The sequence below is a fragment of the Rhizobium sp. PDO1-076 genome (assembly GCF_000247475.1).
Classification (GTDB): domain Bacteria; phylum Pseudomonadota; class Alphaproteobacteria; order Rhizobiales; family Rhizobiaceae; genus Allorhizobium.
On the sequence record NZ_AHZC01000433.1, the window covers coordinates 1 to 18,165 of the forward strand.

The following is an 18,165-nucleotide window of genomic DNA, read 5'->3' on the forward strand; positions in this document are numbered from 1 at the left end:
ATCAGTAAGCCTGAAATGAATGGAAGTATGTCGCGGTAAATCACCGCTCATGCTTCAAAATGCAGCTGTCCTTGCTGCAGATCCGGACCGGATCTGTGGATCAAATCATATGATCGTAGAAGCGTTAAAGTTGTAGCGCTAGTAACACCCTGTTCGGGCAGCGTTCCCTATCTCCAAATTCCGGACATGCAATGCCTCCTTAATACATGCATTCATGCAATATTATTAGCACCTTAATCAGCAATCATGAAAAGCCAACGGGAAATCCGAATCGTTTGCAACCACATCTTGGACGATTTGTGAGAGCAAATCTACCAACAACCAATAGTTACAAAAACACGTGTTCAAACGCAATGCGGCAACCAAATTAGTGTAAAGACAAAGCTAAAATTGCCTTGCAAAATACAGATCTCCAAACGCAAAAGACACCCCCATCAGATGGGAGCGGCGATTGACTTAAGTGTCGTTGGCTGCGGGGATTGCCTTCAAATCTCTACAGTCAGCAAATGTCGGTCTCGGTCAAAACCTGCCCGAGGATGACGGTGGGCGGGGGATGGTCCGGCCCGTGTTTGTCGTCATGTTCGGGCTTGGCCAGAGGATAGTCGTCCGGTTCCATTTGAGGCGGCGGCGCGGCCGAGAACGTTCAGCTTGGACCATGATTGCAGAGGTTCGAATGCATTCAGGACGTCGATTTTCGAATGCGTAAAACGTGAAACGACCGCTAATGAACCGGCACGCTAGGAAAATGTCTCTGTAAAACGGTCGATGCGAAAGTCGTGCAGCGGCACTTCGGTCTGGCCGGTGGCGATAAGTTCGGCCATCATGTCGCCGACGCCGGGGCCGAGCTGAAAGCCGTGTCCCGAGAAACCGAAGGCGTGGAAGAGACCGGGCGTGGTCGCCGACGGTCCCATGATTGGCAGACCGTCTGCCACATAGCCCTCGCAGCCGGACCAGGTCCGGATGACGGAAACCTTCGCCAGCGCTGGCAGGAGCGGCAGGAGTTTGCGAAGCTGAAGCGACAGTCGGGCCGGATCGGCCTTTGCGTGGCCGGGCTCAAGCGCGACCTCTGTGCGTACGACGCCCCCGCCGAACACGATATTGCCGCGCTCGACCTGACGGAAATAGCCCTCGATGCCATCGCCGCCCCAGGCGCCGACGACCGGCAGGATGCGGTACGGCAGCGGTTCCGTGACGCCCATTTGCGGACCGCTGGCCTCGATCGGCACGGCTTCGCCGAACCGGGCGGCGATCTGCGCGCCCCAGGCGCCGGCGGTGTTGAGCAGGACATCTGCGCTGAACGAACCTTTGGAGCTCTTTACTTCGAACCCGAAGGCCGTTTTCGAAACCGCGCCGACCTCGACCTGCTCGACAATCTCGGCGCCGAGGCGCGCTGCTGCGGCGGCAAAGGCGGGTGTGATCAGCCGGGGATTGCCGCTGCCGTCCTCGGGTGAGAAGGAGGCGCCGATGGCATCCGGCCCGACACCTGGAAAACGGGCACGCACGTCGCGCATGTCCAGCTCGTCGAGGGCCAGTCCCCAGGGCCCGGCTGCCTCGATAAACGAGCGCATGGAGGCAAGCCCCCTTTGACCGAAGACGAGGCGCAGGTGGCCGGTTACGCGAAACTCGACATCCTGTCCCAGTATCGCTTCAGCCTTGCGCCAGAGTGACAGCGAGCGGTGCGCCAACGGCAGCTGCGGCAGATAGCGGCCGCTGCGGCGGATGTTGCCGAAGGACGCCACGGTCGCTCCGCTGCCGACGCGGTTGCGCTCGACAAGTGTCACCTTCAACCCGCGCCTCGCGAGAAAATAGGCCGAGGCGGTCCCCATCAGCCCGCCGCCAAGCACGATGACCTTCACGCGATATTCCTCCGGTTCGATGCACTCCCCCGATTGTGTGTGCGAGGGCGCCGGCAAGTCAAAGTCGGGATTGCATGCCGCCCATAAGTGCGACCTATGGGGCATCCCGCATAAGCGGGACTTATGGTTGCCCGCCATTTCGCTCTTGGACCTTTGCCATCAAGCCGTGCCAGCTTTGGGAAAGAGCAGCGAAAGGAACGGGCATGACGAGCGCCACGAGTGCAACCTTGACAGAATCGGCCGGTGGCGAGGACTGGAAGGTGGGGGTCGATATCGGCGGAACCTTCATCGATTTCTGTGCGCTGGAGGCAAGATCCGGCCGTGTCGCCTCACTGAAAGTCCTGACGACACCCGACGATCCGGGGGCCGAACTGATGACCGGTTTGACGCTTCTGGCTGAACGGGAGGGCCTGGACCCGGCAACGATCAGCCGCTTCGTGCATGGCACGACGGTCGGCATCAACACCGTCATCCAGCGGCGTGGCGTCTCGCTTGCGCTTCTGACCAATGCCGGCTTCGAGGATGTCATCGAGCTGGCGCGCCTGAGAATGCCTGATGTTTATTCGCTGTTCTGCGCCCGTCCGGAACAGCTCATTGCCCGCGACATGGTCTTCGGCATCCCGGCGCGGCTGCGTGCCGACGGCAGCGAGGCCCGCGCGCCGGACATGGCTGCGGTCGCAGAGGCCGTCACGGCGGCGAGGGCAGGCGGGGCTGAAGGCATCATCGTCTCCTTCCTGCATGCCTGGCGCAACTCCGCCCAGGAGGCTGCCGTCAAGCAGGAGACTGAAAGGCTTGCCCCCGATCTGTTCGTCTTCACGTCGTCGGAAGTCTGGCCGGTGATCCGCGAATACGAGCGCACCACGACGACGATCCTGAACGGCTATGTTCATCCCCGCATTTCCGGATATCTGACCGCTCTCGAAGACAGGCTGACATCGCGCGGCGTCACGGCGCCGGCCCTTTTGACCAAATCGAACGGCGGGCTGATGAATGCGGCCGAGGGCAAGCGGTCCTGCGTGCAGATGCTGCTCTCCGGAACCGCCTCTGGCGTGATCGGAGCGGCATGGCTTGCAAGGCGCGCCGGCGAACGACAGGTCCTGACCCTCGACATCGGCGGCACCTCGGCAGACTTTGCGCTGATCATCGACGGCGAGCCGCAATTCGGCACCGGCGAACTGATCGGCGAGTTTCCGCTGCATATTCCCTCGATCTCGGTCAGCTCGATCGGCATCGGCGGCGGCTCGATCGCCAGCGTCGATCAACATGGCGTGCTGCGGGTCGGTCCGGAATCGGCGGGGTCCATACCCGGCCCCGCCTGCTACGGCCGCGGCGGCAGCGAACCGACGGTCACGGATGCCATGGCGGTCTGCGGCTGGCTCGGGCACAGCGAGATGGCCTATGGCCAGCTGCAGATCGACGTGAGCCTGGCGCATGCGGCTGTCGGTAAGCTTGCCGCCCGGCTTGGCCGCCCGGTGGAAGCGACAGCCCAGGCGATCCTCGACGTGGCCATCTCGGAAATGTTCGTTGAGGTGGAAAAACTTGCCTCACGTTCGGGCGTGGACCTCCGGGACTTCACGCTGATGCCCTTTGGCGGCGGTGGCCCGATGCTGGGCGCGTTCCTTGCGCGCGAGTTTGGCATGGCGAAGGTCATCGCGCCGCCGCGCCCCGGTGTCGTCTCGGCGCTGGGCGGGCTGGTCGCGGATCTGCGCGGTGACTTCATCCGCACCGTGTTTGTCCATCTTGTCGAAGAGGCGGTTCCGGTGCTGCGCGAAGCCCTGGAGGCCCTGGTCGCCGACGGCTGGGCCTGGCTTGCCGCACAGGGACACGACGGTCCCGCCGACCTCCGGATCTCGGCCGATATGCGCTATCTCGGGCAGAGCTTCGAAATCGAAGTGCCGATCGAGCCAGTCTGGATCCAGGAGGATCGTCGTTCCGCCATGGAGGCGGCGTTCCATGCCATGCATGCGCAACTCTACGACTTTTCCGATCCGCAGGGCGAGGTCGAACTCGTCAACCTTCGGCTCTCGGCGATCGGTGCCGGACCTGTCCTTGAGTTTCCGGTGTCGGAGAAGGAGGAGCCGTCTGCTGCTTCGCCCGAACGATTGATCCCGGTCTATATCGGCAGCGCTGTCGAGGACATTGGCCTCTTTCGCCGCGGCGCGCTTAACGCCGGCGATTACTTCAATGGCCCCGCGGTGGTGGCACAGGACGACACGACTTTTGCCATTCCCGCCGGCACGGACGCGCACGTTGACCGCCACTTAAACATTCACCTCACCTTTGCGGAGTAACGCCATGTTCGACCAGACCAATTTGCGTGTCTTTGCAAACCATGTGCGGGCGGCGGCCGAAAACATGGCCTATACGCTGCAGCGCACCGCGCATTCTGCCTTCGTCAAGGAAACGGAGGACTTCACCGTCATGCTGATGAACCGCAGAGGCGAGACGTTCGGGGTGCCGATGGGGCTCGGCGCCACCTGGTATCCGGGCCTCACCTGGGGAAGGGTGATCGATATGGTCGGGGATTATCGGCCGGGCGATGTCGCCTTCACCAACGATCCCTATTCCGGCCATGTCGCAACCCATGCGCCGGACACCCATCTCTGGAAGCCCGTCTTTCATGATGGCGAGATCATCGCCTGGACCGGCGGCCATATCCACAATACCGACATGGGCGGTGCGGTGCCTGCCTCGCTGTCGCGGGCCCTGACGGAGATCCATCAGGAGGGTATCCGCTTTCCGCCGATGAAGCTGGTGCGGGATGGGGTCTTCGACGAGACCATCCTGAGCATCATGACGACCAACGTGCGCAAGCCGGATCTCAATCTCGGCGACATCAAGGCGCTGGTCGGCGCCCTCAACACAGGCGAGCGCAAGATCCTCGCCATGGTGCAGAAGTTCGGAAAACAGGCCTTTCTCGACGGCGCTGAGGCGCTTCTCGATCATGCCGAGGCGCAGGCGCGGGCCATCCTGCGCTCTATGCCGGACGGAACCTGGGAGTTCGTCGACTATGCCGACGAGGATTCGGTCGAGCCCAATCCCTGCCGCCTGAAGCTGACATTGACCATCAGGGGTGACGAGGCGGTGCTCGATTTCACCGGCTCCGATCCGCAGCTCGGCTCCTCGCTCAACGTGCCTTCCGGCGGTGATCCACGCCATACGATGCTGCTGGTCGGCGTCTATTACGTCCTTTACACCCTGAACCCGAACATTCTGCTGAATACCGGGCTCACGCGCCCGTTCACCTGCATCGCGCCTAAGGGCAGCGTCCTCAATCCCGTGCATCCGGCAGCCGTCGGCATGCGGTCGCTCACCTGCGCGCGGCTCAGGTCAGTTATCTTCGGCGCGTTCAGCCAGGCCGTGCCGGAGCGCCTGCCGGCGGCCCCTGCGGGTAACAATTGCATCGTCAATGTGATGACGACGGATGAGAGAACGGGTCGCACAGTGCTGGCGGCGGTCAACCCGGTGGTCGGCGGCGGCGGCGGTATGCCGCATCGCGATGGCACCAATGGCTCGGGCGCGGATGCCGCCTACCTGAAGAATACCCCGATCGAGATCACCGAGACGGAGTTGCCGATCGAGTTCCTGCGCTATGGACTGGCGCGCGACAGCGGCGGGGCGGGGCGCTGGCGAGGCGGTCTGGCCACGGAAATGGCCTTCCGGGTCTTTGCGCCGGGCAGCCGGATCACCGCACGCAATCGCGATCGCAGCTTCTTTCGTCCATGGGGAGTGCTCGGCGGCCGCGCCGCCGGCCTGTCCGACATGGTGCTCAATCCCGGAACGGATCGCTTCCTGCGGCCAGGCAATATCGACACGGCAGTCCTGCAGCCGGGCGATGTGCTGGAAATCCGCTCGGCCGGCGGCGGCGGGCGCGGCAATCCGCTTGAGCGCGAGATCTGGCGCGTGGCACGGGACGTGCAGCGCGGCTATGTTTCGGTCGATGCCGCTGAACGGGATTACGGGGTCGTGATCCGTCAGGGTGTCGTTGACGAGGCTGCGACGGCGGGCCTTCGGTCCCTGGCGGCCGCACCTGCCGCACATTTCCACTTCGGTCCCGAACGCGAGGGTTACGAGGCGCAGTGGACGCCCGCCGCCTATGCCCTGTTGACGGATATCCTTGCCGGGCTTCCGATCCATTGGCGGTTTTTTGCCAAGACGGAAATCTTCCGGCGCATGAAGGACAGGGTCGGACATGACGGCGTCGCGGCGGCCTTTGCGCAAGTGCTTACACGGTTTCCAGACATGCCCGAGCCGGCTCCGGCGATCCGGTTGGCCGCCGAATGAAGCCCGAAACGCAACAGGACCATGGCGGCGGCCGGATCGTCCGGCTTGCGGAGATTGGAAGGCCATCGGTCCGCTTTGTCCTCAATGGCGTCGTGTGCGAGGCACTGGCCGGCGACACGGTGCTGACGGCCATTCTGGTTCGCACTCCGGCGCTGCGCCGCTCGGAGTTCGGGCCAGAGTTTCGCGCTGGCTTTTGCCTGATGGGCGCCTGTCAGGACTGCTGGATCTGGCAGGAGGAGGGCACGCGGCTCAGGGCTTGCTCCACCCCAGTTGCCGAGGGAATGCGTCTTTCGACAGAGGCGCCGGAGGGCTGGCCATGACCTTGGCGCAGGGACCAACAGTGGTGGTTGTGGGCGCTGGACCCGCCGGCATCCGCGCCGCAGAAGTGCTTGTTGCCGCCGGTCTCCGGCCGGTCGTCCTCGACGAAGGGCAAAGGGCCGGTGGGCAGATCTATCGCCGCCCGCCGCTTGGTTTCACGCGGGTGCCGGAAACGCTCTATGGGCCGAATGCCGGCAAGGCGCGCGCCTTGCATGCGCTGTTCGATGCCATGGTGAGAGGCGGCCAGGTTGACTACCATCCATTGAGCTCTGCCGTTGCGGTCGCCGACGGTGTGCTTCATGCCCTGACGCCTGCGGGTCACCGGACCTTTGCCTATGACCGCCTGATCCTGGCGACAGGCGCCACCGACCGGCTGGTGCCGGTGCCGGGCTGGCAGTCAGCCGGTGTCTACAGTCTGGGCGCGGCGCAGATCGCGTTGAAGGCGCAGGGCGTGGCACTCGGACGACAGATCGTGCTTGCCGGTTCCGGACCGCTCCTGACATTGGTAGCGTGCCAGTTGCTGAAGGCCGGCGCGGACGTTTCGGCCGTGCTCGACACAGCACCGCTCTCCGCGCAGCTGACGGCTTTGCCGGGCATGCTGGCGCGGCCCGTGCTGGTGCTCAGGGGGTTGCGCATGCGCCTGCGGCTCGGCCGGCGCTACCATGCCGGAGTTACCCTGGATGGCATCGATTGCAATGAGCGCGGCCCAACCGCGATGCGTTGGCGCGATGCTCAGGGCAGATCCCACGTAACCACTTGCGACATGGTGGGTCTCGGCTGGCACCTGCGCGCCGAGACGCAGCTTGCCGGGCTCGCCGGATGCGCCTTCGACTACGACGAGGGCTGGGCGCAATGGCTGCCGCGAATCGACAGGCTGGGCCGCGCGGCGGAGGGTCTGTACCTTGCCGGCGATGCTGTGAGAATCCTGGGGGCAGACGGGGCTGAACTTGCCGGACGGCTGGCGGCAGTTGCTTGTCTCACCGATATCGGGTTTCCTGCGCCGGATGTAACGTCAGACCTGCGCCGGCTGGCACGCTGCGAACGTTTCGCGCGCGGGCTGGCCCGGGCCTTTCCCTGGCCTCGCGCCATGGTCCGCGCCATCCCTGATGAAACGATTGTCTGCCGCTGCGACGGCACGACGGCCGGGGAGGTGCGCCATACGACCACAAACAACGGCGCGGAGGCCAACCGGGTGAAATCGCTTGCCCGCCTCGGCATGGGCCGCTGTCAGGGCCGTTATTGTCAATTGGCTGGCGCCGAACTGATTGCCTCGCGGGGCGGCATTTCGGTCTGCGAGGCCGGGCGCCTGCGCGAACAGGCCCCGGTGCGCCCCGTCCCGATCGGGGCATGGATCGGTGAGGAATTGATCGCCAAAAAAGCCGCGGGCATACCTTAACTTGTCGGGTGGTCGATTTGCAGGACCTTCAGGCAGGCATTGCGCAGGCAATCTCGCATGATGGCGTGATTTGGCGTGAGCGGCCTGTCCTTGCTGGTGAGAAGGGCCACAGGGACCGTTAGCCTGGGCAGGAACGTCCGGCGGACGAGACCCGGAAACTGTTCCCAGGGCAAGAGACCGTCGACGATTGCGACGCCGAAGCCATCGCGCACGAAAGGCAGCGCAGTGATGGAGATGTCGATCTCGATGACCGGGTTGAACGCATTGTTTTCCGCCTCTGCGGCGCTTGCGAGTAGCTGTCCGGGAAGCGTATCGATGCGGTAGGAAATCAGCGGTTCGTTCTGAATGTCGGCAAAACCGATTGCGTCCTTGCCAGCCAGGCGATGGTCGTCGGGCATGATGCAGATCAACGCGGCATTGCCGAGCGTCTCCACCTGGATTCCGTGTTGAGGAGTATTGTTCATCACGATGCCGATGGGGGCGTCACCGCTTCGCACCATCTCGACGACATTGTCGAGCGGGGCGATCAGCGAGCGTACGACAATCTCGGGATGGACTTCGCGGAAGGCTGAGAATGCTTTTGGCACGATCGCCATTGCCGGCGGTGCGGAGGCAGCGATCCGGATCAGGCCAGTGCGGCCGAAGCGCATGTCAGTCGTTCGCCGTCGCAGTGCGCCGATCTCGGCAAATATGCGTTCGGCTTCGGGATAGAGTTCTTCTGCCTCCTGCGTCGGAACCAGTTTTCCTTTCAGACGGGTGAACAGTTTGAAGCCGAGTTGATCCTCCGTGTGCATGAGGATCTGGCTCAGCGCCGGTTGCGAGATGTTGAGCATCTGCGCGGCGCCCGTCACCGTTCCACAACGCATGACCATGCAGAAGACTTCGAGCTGTCGGGCTTGCATCGAGATCTCCTGTTTGTCCGGCGGACTAACCGCAGGGCAGCCTAGCGCCAAATGCAGTGTTTCAAAAGTCTGCCACTTTGCCCCATGCGGATTGCGAGAATCGGTTGAGATGATACGGGCGCGGATCAACCAGCGGGTCCGCTCCCGTGACGATGTCGGCGATCAGATGACCTGCGCCGGGGCCGATGCCGAAGCCGTGGCCACTGAATCCGGCGGCCAGGATGAAGCCGGGAACGGATGGCGTCTCCCCGATAGCGGGCACGCCGTCTGGGGTGGAATCGATATAGCCGGCCCAGCTGGCAGCGATGCGGCGATCCTTCAATGCGGGCAGCAGTTCTGTGGCGCGCTCGTAGGTCAGCCGGATCGTGCCGCGATCGACGGCCGGATCGAGGATCCGCATGTGTTCCATCGGGGTCGGACGGTCGAGCCGCCAGCGCGAGAGGCTCTCATGGCCGCTGCGCACGCCCTCGAGGCCGCCCGGCGAGAGGGAACGCCAGCGGCGCAGGAACATCGGCAGGAATTGCGGTGCAAAGCGGACCTGTTGTGGGGTGGGGTCGACCCGGCCACGGCCGCTGATGGCAAGCGTATGACCACCGTCGCCCCGGCGGGTCACCGAGACACCGGCGGTATGCAGCGCATCGGGCAGCACGGCTTCGCCCGGAGCGACCGAAAGGATCGAGGATCGGATGGACGCCTGGGGAAACCGGATGCCGAGCTGGCGGCAGAAGGAGGAGGCCCAGGCGCCGCCGGAAAGGATCGCCGTGCTGGTGCGGATCGTCCCATGCTCGGTGACCACGGCTGAAAGCCGGCCGCCTTCGGTCTCGATGCCGCGTGCGGCGCAGTTTTGAAGCACTGTCCCGCCGAGCTTGATGATGGCGCGCGCCACGGCCGGCGCGGCGCGCGACGGATCGGCTGTCCCGTCACTCGGCGAAAACACGCCACCCTTCCAGGCACGGCCTGTCGCTACTCCTCGTTCGGCGGCAGCAACGCTGTCCAGCATATGGGTCGTGACCCCGACGGTGCGGGCGAAGTCCCGCCACCGTGCCCAGCCGGCCAGTTCCTCCTCACTGTTGCTCAGGTAAAGGAGCCCGCAGCGGCGAAAGCCGGTGTCTTCCCCGCTGTCCTGACCGAACTGTTCCCAGAGATCGAGGCTCTTGGTCGCCATGGGCAGTTCACGGGCGTCGCGGTTCTGCTGGCGGCACCAGCCCCAATTGCGGCTCGACTGTTCGGCGCCGACGCGGCCCTTCTCAAGCAGGACGACCTTCAGGCCTCTTCTTGCGAGATAATAAGCGGCAAAGACGCCAACAATGCCGGCTCCGATGATGACGGCATCGGCCGAGCGGGGGAATTCATCTGGGCTTTCCACGAGCATTAGCGGCGCTGGCATGGGTGTCGGTCTCCTTGTCGCGCAACCAGCATAACGGCTCGTCCCTGCCGAGGCTGCCGCACATATGCATTGGGCAGCAGAAGATTCCGTAGCATTGCATCAATGCCGACGATCGTGCGGGAAGCCTCTGGCCAGAATGGAATAGACAAGCTTCGCCATGGTGTTAAGCTCGGTCAAAGATTTCCGCAGCATATAATTCCGCCGGCTGTTCGGCGCTTTTCGGAGAGACAGGCAGATGAAACTCGACAGGATCGACATCAAGATTCTCTATGAGCTGCAGAAAAACGGCCGCATCACCAATGTCGAGCTTGCCGAACTGGTCAACCTGTCGCCCAGCCCCTGTCTGATGCGCGTCAAGAAGCTTCAGCAGGAGGGCTACATCGTCGGCTATTCCGCGCAGGTCAATATTGGCAAGCTCGGCCAGACTCTCACCGTATTTACCGAAGTTACCTTGAAGAACCACCGCCAGATCGACTTTGCCCGGTTCCTGGCCGTCGTGGAGAAGATCGATCAAGTGATCGAATGCCATCTCGTGTCGGGCGGCTATGACTATCTCATCAAGTTCGTCACCGCCGGCATCGGCGAGTATCAGGGGATCATGGAACGGCTGACCGACATGGATATCGGTATCGACAAATATTTCAGCTTCGTCGTGCTGAAGTCGCCGATCGTCAAGGCGCATATGCCCCTGACCAGCCTGTTCCCGCTTTAGGGTTCTCCGGTCGGTGGTGTCGACAATGGCCGCTGTCAGCTGTGGCCGTAGGTCCTGACCAGTTCCGGATCAAGCTCCAGAGAATCCAGCCAGCCCGGATCGAGTTTCGGAACGGAAGAGAACAGCAGTTTCGCATAGGGATGTTGCGGTGCCTTCAGCTGTGCTGGCGTGATCTCTTCGACCTTGCGGCCGCCATACATCACGACGATCTCGTCGCAGATTGCCTCGACGACCGACAGATCGTGGCTGATGAAGATGTAGGACAGCGAAAGGTCGCGCTGCAATTCCTTGAGAAGATCGATGATGGCTGCTGCGACCACGGTATCCAGAGCCGATGTGATCTCATCGCAAATAATGAGCTTCGGTTCTGCGGCGAGTGCGCGCGCGAAGTTGATGCGTTGTTTCTGCCCGCCGGAAAGCTCTTGCGGCCGCCGGTGGCGAAGCGACTTTGGCAGGTGCACCATGTCGAGCAACTGGTCGATGCGGGCGTCTCGCTGTTTGCCTTTCATGCCGTGATAGAATGTGAGCGGCCGGCCGAGGATCTCTTCGATCGATTTTTCCGGATTGAGCGCTGTGTCGGCATATTGGAAAACGATCTGCATTTCGCGCAATTGATCGCGGCTGCGCTGCCGTACCGTGCCTGCAAGCTCTCGGCTGTCGAAGATAAGGTTGCCGGCAAATGGCGGCAGAATGCCGGCAATGGCCCGTGCAAATGTGGATTTTCCGCAACCGGATTCGCCGATGATGCCGAGGTTGCGGCCCTTTTCCACCGTCAGGCTTACGTCCTGCACCGCACGGACCAGTGGCAACCGGTCCGCCTGGATCGGACCGTAGCCGGCAAACAGGCCATTGACTTCGAGAAGGACTTCCCTGTCTTTCACCACAATCTCATTGCCACGCGGCTTGGGCTCGAACGCGGCCAGCAGTTCGCGCGTATAGGGATGCTGGGCACGCGACAGAATGTCAGCCGTTGAGCCCACTTCCTGTACTTCGCCGTTGCGCAGAACCACAATGCGATCAGCGATCTGTGCAACGACGGCAAGATCGTGCGACACGTAAACACCCGAAATGCCGCCCGCCTTCATTACCGACTTGAAGGCGCGCAGCACCTCGATCTGGGTGGTGACATCGAGGGCAGTGGTCGGCTCGTCGAAGATGACAAGCTTGGGGTCGCCGATGAGTGCCATGGCCGCTGAAAGGCGTTGCAGTTGGCCCCCGGAAACCTGGTGGGGATAGCGGCTCCCGATCGTCTCGGGATTGGGCAGCGATAGGGCACGAAACAGCTCGATCGCCTTTTGTTTCGCTTGTTCGACCGGCATCAGTTGGTGAATACGGGTGACTTCGATCACCTGGTCGATGATGCGCTTTGCAGGGTTGAATGCCGCCGCAGCGGACTGCGGGACATAGGCGACCTCGGTGCCACGGATGCCGGCGCGTTCACGTTCGCTCAGCGTCACCATGTCCTTGCCGGCGATCCGGACACTGCCGCCGGAAATGCGGCAACCGGAGCGGGTGTAGCCCATCAGCGTCAGGGCGATGGTCGTTTTGCCCGATCCGCTCTCACCGATCAGCGCGACGATCTCTCCCGCGGCGATGTCCAGGCTCACACCCTTGATGATGTCGACGCGGCGGCCGCTGTCGGTGGTGGCCTCGACTTTCAGATCACGGATTTCGACAAGGTTTTCCATTCAGGCACTCCGGTCGCGGATTTTTTTCGGCAGGTTGTCGATCAGAAGATTGACACTGATCGTCAGGCTCGCGATCGCCAACGAGGGAACGATGACGGCAGGTGCTCCGAAAGGCAGGCCGCCGACATTTTCATGCACAAGCGCGCCCCAATCGGCGAATGGCGGTTGCACGCCGAGGCCGAGGAACGACAGGCCGGACAGCAGCAACACGATGAAGACGAAGCGAAGGCCGAGATCCGCAAGCACAGGCCCGATGATGTTCGGCAGGATCTCCGAGCCGATGATGTGAAAATGCCTTCGCCGCGCGTGCGCGCCACCGTGATGTAATCCATGGTGTTGATATTGACCGCGAGCGCACGGGCAAACCGATAGGCGCCGGGCGTGTAGATGACGGCGAGCGTGATGATCAGAACGGTGATCGACGAGCCAACGGCTGCAACAACGACCAGGCCCGAAAGCTTGCCTGGAATGGAGTTCAAGGCGTCGAGAAAACGGCTCAGTGCTGCGTCGAACCATCCGCCGACAACCGCCGCCGTCATACCGAGGACGACGCCTGAGAAGCAGGCGATGGAGACGGCTGCAAGCGAGATGCCGACGGTGTAGCGGGCGCCCATCAGGACCCGAGACAGCATGTCGCGGCCAAGATAGTCCGAGCCAAGCCAGAACCTGCTGCTCATCACGCCGAAATAGTCCTCGTCAACGATCTCGCCGACGGGGTGGGGAATGATATGTGGGGCAATGAGCGCCATGGTCCCCCAGAAGAGTATGACCGTCAGTCCGATCATGCCGACCCAGCTGAAACGGTAGCCGAACTTTTGTGAAACTGGAACGGATGGGGTCATGATCAACGCAGCCTCGGGTTGGCAAGGATGGCGATAATGTCTGCGAGTGTGATCAGGCTGAGATAGCCGACGCAGAAGATCATCGCACAGGACTGGATGAGTGGCAGGTCCCGGGTGGCCACGCCATCAACCATCAACTTTGCAATGCCTGGATAATTGAAGATGGTTTCAACGATGATCACGCCGCCGACGAGGTAGGACAGGGAAAGGGCGACCGCATTGACGATCGGGCCAATCGCGTTTGGCAAGGCGTGACGCAAAACCATGCGGGGGCGGGAGGCTCCCTTCAGGAGGGCTGTCTCGACATAAGGTGTGTTGAGGGTGTCGATGACGGCTGCGCGGGTCATGCGGATCATCTGCGCCGCGACCACGAAAGTCAGGCTGATCACCGGCATGGCATAGACTTTAAGCAACTGCCAGATGGACGTGACGTCATTGGCAAAAGACAGCGCCGGCAGCCATTTGAGATAGACCGAGAATACAAGCACCGCCGATGTCGCAACCATGAATTCCGGGATCGAGATGACGCCGATGGTCAGGATGGTCACTGCGCGGTCATAGAGCGAACCGCGAAACATCGCGGCCGTGATGCCGAGCGTCAGGGCAAGCGGCACGGAGAACAGGGCTGTGATGCCGGCCAGTCTCATCGTGTTGACGAAGCGGCCACCGATCAGGTCGGCTACTGCGACATTGTTGACATAGGACGTTCCGAGATCACCACTCATGAGGCCGCCAAGCCAGCGCACGAAACGCAGGTAAGCGGGTTCATCAAGGTGCATGGCGCTGCGCAGTCCGGCGACGGCTTCTGGCGTTGCGGCCTGACCGAGCAGGATGGTGGCGGTATCGCCCGGCAACATGGCGGTCGCAAAAAACACCGCGAAGGACACGATCAGGAGTGTCAGGGCAGCGATCAGCAGCCGAACCGTGATGAGATTGAGTACATACGTGCTCAAGAATGGGCCCTCCTGCTGGACAGAGTTTTAAGATGACGGACAACGCCGCGGGGCGAAAGTCCGGCGGGTGGTAATTCGTTAATGAAATGCCGGTCCGCCATTGCGGTGGGCGACAAGGTGCCGTTCCGGCACCTTGTCGCTCCGCTGCGTATCAGGCCTCGAGCCAGACATATTCGGCGAAGGCGTATCCCATCTGGCCACCCAGAGGGTTGGCTTCCAGGCCCTTCAGGTTGCCCGAGAGAGCGTCCACATTAGACATGAAGACGGGGATGACGGTACCGGCTTCCTCGGAGATCATGACCTGCATTTCGTCATAGATCGCTTTGCGCTTTGCCTGGTCAAGCAGACCGCGGGCCTCGACCAGCATGCTGTCGAATTTCTGAGACTTGAACTGGCTTTCGTTCCACGGTGCGTCGGACGAATAGAGCAGAGAGAAGAGGATGTCGGGTGTTGGGCGCGGATTGATGTTGCCGAAATGGACCGGCGCCTTCAGCCAGTAGTTCGACCAGTAGCCGTCGGAAGGCACGCGCTGCACGTCGAAATTCATGCCGATCACCGCACCTGCCTGCTGAACCAGTGTGGCCATGTCGACCGATGAGGTTGCAGCATCGGACGCGATAATCGGGATGGACTGACCGACGAGCCCTGCCTTTTCGAAATGGAACTTGGCTTTCTCGGGATCGAAGGCTTTCGGCTTCAATTCGGCATTATGGTAGATGCTTGCGGGCGAAACCGGTTGGTCGTTGGCGAGTTCGGCGAGGCCGCGCATGACCGATTTCTGGATCTGCTCGCGATTGATCAGGTTTTTCATGCCGGCCACGAAATCGGCCTTGTTGCCGGGCTCCATGTCGAGACGCATGTTGAGGTTGGTATAGTTGCCGGACGTGGTCTGCGAGAGGACGAAGCCCGGCTGGCTTTCGACCAGCTTCATCGAACGGGGCTTGATGGAAGCCGCCAGATGAATGTCGCCTGAAAGAAGCGCATTGACGCGCGCATTGTCGTCGCTGATGGCAAAATACTCGAAGGAATCGATGTAAGGCCCTTCAGACTTGAAGTAATTTGGATTCTTGACCGCGACAGACTTGACGCCCGGCTCGAAGCTTTCGAGCTTGAAGGCGCCCGTGCCGATGCCCTTGGAAAAGTCGGTCGTGCCATCCTGGACGATCATGAAGTGATGCATCGACAGGATGGTCGGCAAGTCGGCATTGGGGTTCGCCAGGGTGATCTCCACCGTCAGCGGATCGACAGCCTTGACGCTGGTGATCTGCTTGGCGATCGAATTGACCTTGGAACCGACATCGGGATCCAGGTGCCGCATCAGCGAGAAGACGACGTCCTGCGACGTCAGGGTCTTACCATCATGGAAGGTGACGCCCGAGCGCAGCTTGACCATCCAGACCTTGGCGTCAGAGCTTTCGACGCTCTCGGCGAGCTCCATCTGGGCCACGCCGCTTTTATCGAGGAAAGTCAGGCGATTGTAGAGAGCGCAGCAGCGCACATAGTCTGTCGAAAGCGAGGCCTTGGCCGGGTCGAGCGTGTCGGCCGTCGATGCCGACCAGCCTGCCGCCTTGAGATGTCCGCCCGACTTCGGCGTTGCGGCAAAGGCGCTGGTGGCGTGTCCGAGAATCGCACCGCTGGCCGTAAGGGCAACGCCGCCGGCCAGCAGCATGTGGAGAAGCTCGCGACGCGTGGCGCCGCGGCGAATGGCGTTTTCGACCATCGCGTCGTCTGACGAGGTCCAATTGAGAGTTCTATCGGTCATGTCATTCCCCTTTTTTTGTCGTCTGGTTATCGGGCCGCCCGTCTTGAAGCGGGCTTTGCTCGTCGTTGAGTTGATGGTCGGTCAGCTCCGTGCGGCAGTCGCGGCATCGGCAAGGCCGGCCATTGAGGTAAAGTGGTAGTCCGGCTTGGTAAACTCCGCCGGCTCGATCGTGCCGCCATAGCCCTTCACCGCATGGCGCCGTTCGATCCAGCAATTCGTCATGCCCAGGTCGCGAGAGACGCCGATGTCGTGATACTGGCTCTGGGCGACGTGCAGGATGTCGTTCTTGTTCGCGCCCTCACCGGCCACGAAATCGAAAACCTGGTGAAAGAAGGCCGGATCCGGCTTTTCGGTGCCGGTGTCGTCTGCGGTAAATGCCGCATGGAAGGGATTGCCGAGCGCGGCCGAAAAATATTCGAACGCCCAGCGGCGGGCATTCGTCATGGCAATGAGGCGATAGTCGCGGGCTAGCCGTGCCATTGCTTCGGCACTGTCGGGAAAGGCCTTCCATGTCTTGGCCGAGTCGCGCAAGCGTTCGCCAAAGGTCTCGTCGACCGGCAGGCCGAGTGTCGGCGCAATGGCGAGGTAGACGCGGACAAGGTCATCCGGGAACAGATTGGCATCCTTGGCATAGCGGGCCGAACGATAGAGGCGAAGCGCCTCCTCGCCATCAATCGTGACACCTGCTTCCGCCGCAATTTCGCTGAGGCAGGACGTCAGGCCGCCTTCGAAATCGATCAGTGTCCCGACGACGTCGAAACTCATGTATTTGAATTCAGGCAGCGACTTGCTCAATTTCATATCCCCAGTTTCGAACGCATAGCGCCGCATTGGCGCGCTTGACGAAAGATTATGCTGTTCCTGATCCCGTGCGACCGGGCCGTGTTGGCAAAGGCCCCAAATTTCCAGGGGTATGGGCCTTTGCATTCTTCGAGTTTGGCACTTCCTCCGTGTCGTTGAAGCCGAATATATGGCATGACGCGGCACAAAATTCTAAAATGACGCCCTCCGCGATATTTCGGCGGGGCCGGCTCAAGTAGCCTCAGTCCTTCAGGGCTTTGCGGACATCCGGATCCTCCAGCGTCTGGTCGAGCGTCTTGACCGTCCGTTCGAGAATGGCGTCGATGTCCTGGTCGGTACAGCAAAGTGGCGGGGCATAACCCAACACCCCATTGGCGAATGCGCGGATGACCAGCCCATTGTCCCAGGCACGGTCAAATATGCGGCGTGCAGGTTGTGCTTCGGCAGGCAACGGTGTTTTTGTCGTCTTGCTCGAGACCAGTTCAAGGGCCGCCAGCATGCCCCGGCCGCGCACGTCGCCGACCAGGGGATGATCCCGCAAGGCCTCAAGACCGGCCATCAGCCGCGCACCCGCTTTCACGCCATTTTCCAGCAGGCCATTTTCATAAAGCCTCAGTACTTCGAGGCCGACGGCGGCGCTGACCGGATGGGCCGAATAGGTATAACCGTGGCCGACCGCGGATGCGCCGGCGCCATCGGCAATCACCTGATAGACGTGGTCCGCCATGAAAACGGCACCCATGGGCACATAGCCCGAGGTCAGGCCCTTGGCGGTCGTCATGAAATCGGGAACGATCTCCTCCTCCGAGCAGGCAAACAGCGGACCGGTGCGACCAAAGCCGGTGATCACCTCGTCGGCGACAAAGAGGATGTCGAGTTCCCGGCAGAGATCCCGCATAGCCTGCAGCCAGCCCTTCGGCGGTACGATGACGCCGCCCGAGCCCTGGATCGGCTCGGCATAAAACGCTGCGACCCGATCGGGACCGATCGCCTCGACCTTGGCGCGCAGGGCCGCAAGCGATGCCTCGATGATGGAAGCCGCATCCTCCCCAACCGGGTTGCGGTAGGGATAAGGGGACGGAATCTTGTGCTGCCAGTCGAACGGGATACCGAAACCGGCGTGAAAATTGGGAAGGGCCGTCAATCCGGCGCCAACTGTGGAAGAGCCATGATAACCCTGCTCGATCGAGATGAACTGATCGCGCTGCGGCTGGCCCCTGGCGATCCAGTAATAGCGGATGAAACGGATCGTGCTGTCGACGGC

The 18,165-nt window shown here is 62.0% G+C and carries 13 protein-coding genes and 1 pseudogene; 5 read left to right on the forward strand and 9 right to left on the reverse strand.

What is annotated here, in order from left to right:
* Positions 1 to 737: 737 nt before the first annotated feature.
* Positions 738 to 1,856 carry an NAD(P)/FAD-dependent oxidoreductase gene (locus PDO_RS25540; RefSeq protein WP_007608604.1) on the reverse strand — a complete coding sequence of 373 codons (1,119 nt, stop codon included), beginning with the start codon at positions 1,854 to 1,856 and terminating at the stop codon, positions 738 to 740.
* A 203-nt stretch (positions 1,857 to 2,059) separates the two neighbouring features.
* Between PDO_RS25540 and PDO_RS25545 the strand changes: the two genes are divergently transcribed.
* From PDO_RS25545 to PDO_RS25560, 4 genes are read left to right on the forward strand one after another with little or no spacing between them, the layout of a single operon-like run.
* Complete coding sequence (locus PDO_RS25545) at positions 2,060 to 4,147, forward strand: hydantoinase/oxoprolinase family protein (RefSeq protein WP_007608605.1); 2,088 nt, start codon at positions 2,060 to 2,062, stop codon at positions 4,145 to 4,147.
* 4 nt (positions 4,148 to 4,151) lie between these two features.
* Positions 4,152 to 6,140, forward strand: a complete 1,989-nt coding sequence (locus PDO_RS25550) for a hydantoinase B/oxoprolinase family protein (RefSeq protein ID WP_007608606.1) — start codon at positions 4,152 to 4,154, stop codon at positions 6,138 to 6,140.
* Complete coding sequence (locus PDO_RS25555; protein ID WP_007608607.1) at positions 6,137 to 6,460, forward strand: (2Fe-2S)-binding protein; 324 nt, start codon at positions 6,137 to 6,139, stop codon at positions 6,458 to 6,460. The genes PDO_RS25550 and PDO_RS25555 overlap by 4 nt, the downstream gene beginning before the upstream one ends.
* Positions 6,457 to 7,854, forward strand: coding sequence for an NAD(P)/FAD-dependent oxidoreductase (locus PDO_RS25560; protein WP_007608609.1), 1,398 nt, complete (start codon positions 6,457 to 6,459; stop codon positions 7,852 to 7,854). Before PDO_RS25555 ends, PDO_RS25560 begins: the two co-directional genes overlap by 4 nt.
* Here PDO_RS25560 and PDO_RS25565 read toward each other — a convergent pair.
* Both PDO_RS25565 and PDO_RS25570 read right to left on the reverse strand, forming a co-directional pair.
* Positions 7,851 to 8,756: a LysR family transcriptional regulator gene (locus tag PDO_RS25565; protein WP_007608610.1), complete on the reverse strand. Its 906-nt coding sequence runs from the start codon at positions 8,754 to 8,756 to the stop codon at positions 7,851 to 7,853. The two genes, PDO_RS25560 and PDO_RS25565, sit on opposite strands and share 4 nt — an antisense overlap.
* Positions 8,757 to 8,817: 61 nt before the next feature.
* Positions 8,818 to 10,143: an NAD(P)/FAD-dependent oxidoreductase gene (locus PDO_RS25570; RefSeq protein ID WP_007608611.1), complete on the reverse strand. Its 1,326-nt coding sequence runs from the start codon at positions 10,141 to 10,143 to the stop codon at positions 8,818 to 8,820.
* 235 nt (positions 10,144 to 10,378) lie between these two features.
* Between PDO_RS25570 and PDO_RS25575 the strand changes: the two genes are divergently transcribed.
* Positions 10,379 to 10,855 carry an Lrp/AsnC family transcriptional regulator gene (locus PDO_RS25575; RefSeq protein ID WP_007608612.1) on the forward strand — a complete coding sequence of 159 codons (477 nt, stop codon included), beginning with the start codon at positions 10,379 to 10,381 and terminating at the stop codon, positions 10,853 to 10,855.
* A gap of 35 nt (positions 10,856 to 10,890) precedes the next feature.
* Here PDO_RS25575 and PDO_RS25580 read toward each other — a convergent pair whose 3' ends face one another.
* From PDO_RS25580 to PDO_RS25605, 6 genes and pseudogenes are all read right to left on the reverse strand, one after another.
* Positions 10,891 to 12,543 (reverse strand): ABC transporter ATP-binding protein, encoded by a 1,653-nt coding sequence (locus PDO_RS25580; protein WP_007608613.1) that lies wholly within the window; start codon positions 12,541 to 12,543, stop codon positions 10,891 to 10,893.
* Positions 12,544 to 13,385 (reverse strand): annotated as a pseudogene (locus PDO_RS25585) (ABC transporter permease).
* Between the two features lie 2 nt (positions 13,386 to 13,387).
* A complete protein-coding gene (locus PDO_RS25590; RefSeq protein ID WP_007608621.1) occupies positions 13,388 to 14,338 on the reverse strand; it encodes an ABC transporter permease in 951 nt (316 codons plus the stop codon).
* Between the two features lie 151 nt (positions 14,339 to 14,489).
* On the reverse strand, positions 14,490 to 16,100 hold the full coding sequence (locus PDO_RS25595; RefSeq protein WP_007608622.1) for an ABC transporter substrate-binding protein: 1,611 nt from the start codon (positions 16,098 to 16,100) through the stop codon (positions 14,490 to 14,492).
* Positions 16,101 to 16,181: 81 nt separating this feature from the next.
* Positions 16,182 to 16,895 (reverse strand): HAD-IA family hydrolase, encoded by a 714-nt coding sequence (locus PDO_RS25600; protein WP_037075567.1) that lies wholly within the window; start codon positions 16,893 to 16,895, stop codon positions 16,182 to 16,184.
* Between the two features lie 247 nt (positions 16,896 to 17,142).
* Positions 17,143 to 18,165, reverse strand: a 1,023-nt coding sequence (locus PDO_RS25605) for an aminotransferase class III-fold pyridoxal phosphate-dependent enzyme (RefSeq protein WP_007608625.1), incomplete at its 5' end; no start/stop codon positions are given.

Excerpts from the sequence above, each read along its gene's own strand:
- PDO_RS25545 (WP_007608605.1), top strand. The coding sequence starts at position 2,060 with ATGACGAGCGCCACGAGTGCAACCTTGACAGAATCGGCCGGTGGCGAG.
- PDO_RS25550 (WP_007608606.1), top strand. The coding sequence starts at position 4,152 with ATGTTCGACCAGACCAATTTGCGTGTCTTTGCAAACCATGTGCGGGCG.
- PDO_RS25555 (WP_007608607.1), top strand. The coding sequence starts at position 6,137 with ATGAAGCCCGAAACGCAACAGGACCATGGCGGCGGCCGGATCGTCCGG.
- PDO_RS25560 (WP_007608609.1), top strand. The coding sequence starts at position 6,457 with ATGACCTTGGCGCAGGGACCAACAGTGGTGGTTGTGGGCGCTGGACCC.
- PDO_RS25565 (WP_007608610.1), bottom strand. The coding sequence starts at position 8,756 with ATGCAAGCCCGACAGCTCGAAGTCTTCTGCATGGTCATGCGTTGTGGA.
- PDO_RS25570 (WP_007608611.1), bottom strand. The coding sequence starts at position 10,143 with ATGCCAGCGCCGCTAATGCTCGTGGAAAGCCCAGATGAATTCCCCCGC.
- PDO_RS25575 (WP_007608612.1), top strand. The coding sequence starts at position 10,379 with ATGAAACTCGACAGGATCGACATCAAGATTCTCTATGAGCTGCAGAAA.
- PDO_RS25580 (WP_007608613.1), bottom strand. The coding sequence starts at position 12,543 with ATGGAAAACCTTGTCGAAATCCGTGATCTGAAAGTCGAGGCCACCACC.
- PDO_RS25595 (WP_007608622.1), bottom strand. The coding sequence starts at position 16,100 with ATGACCGATAGAACTCTCAATTGGACCTCGTCAGACGACGCGATGGTC.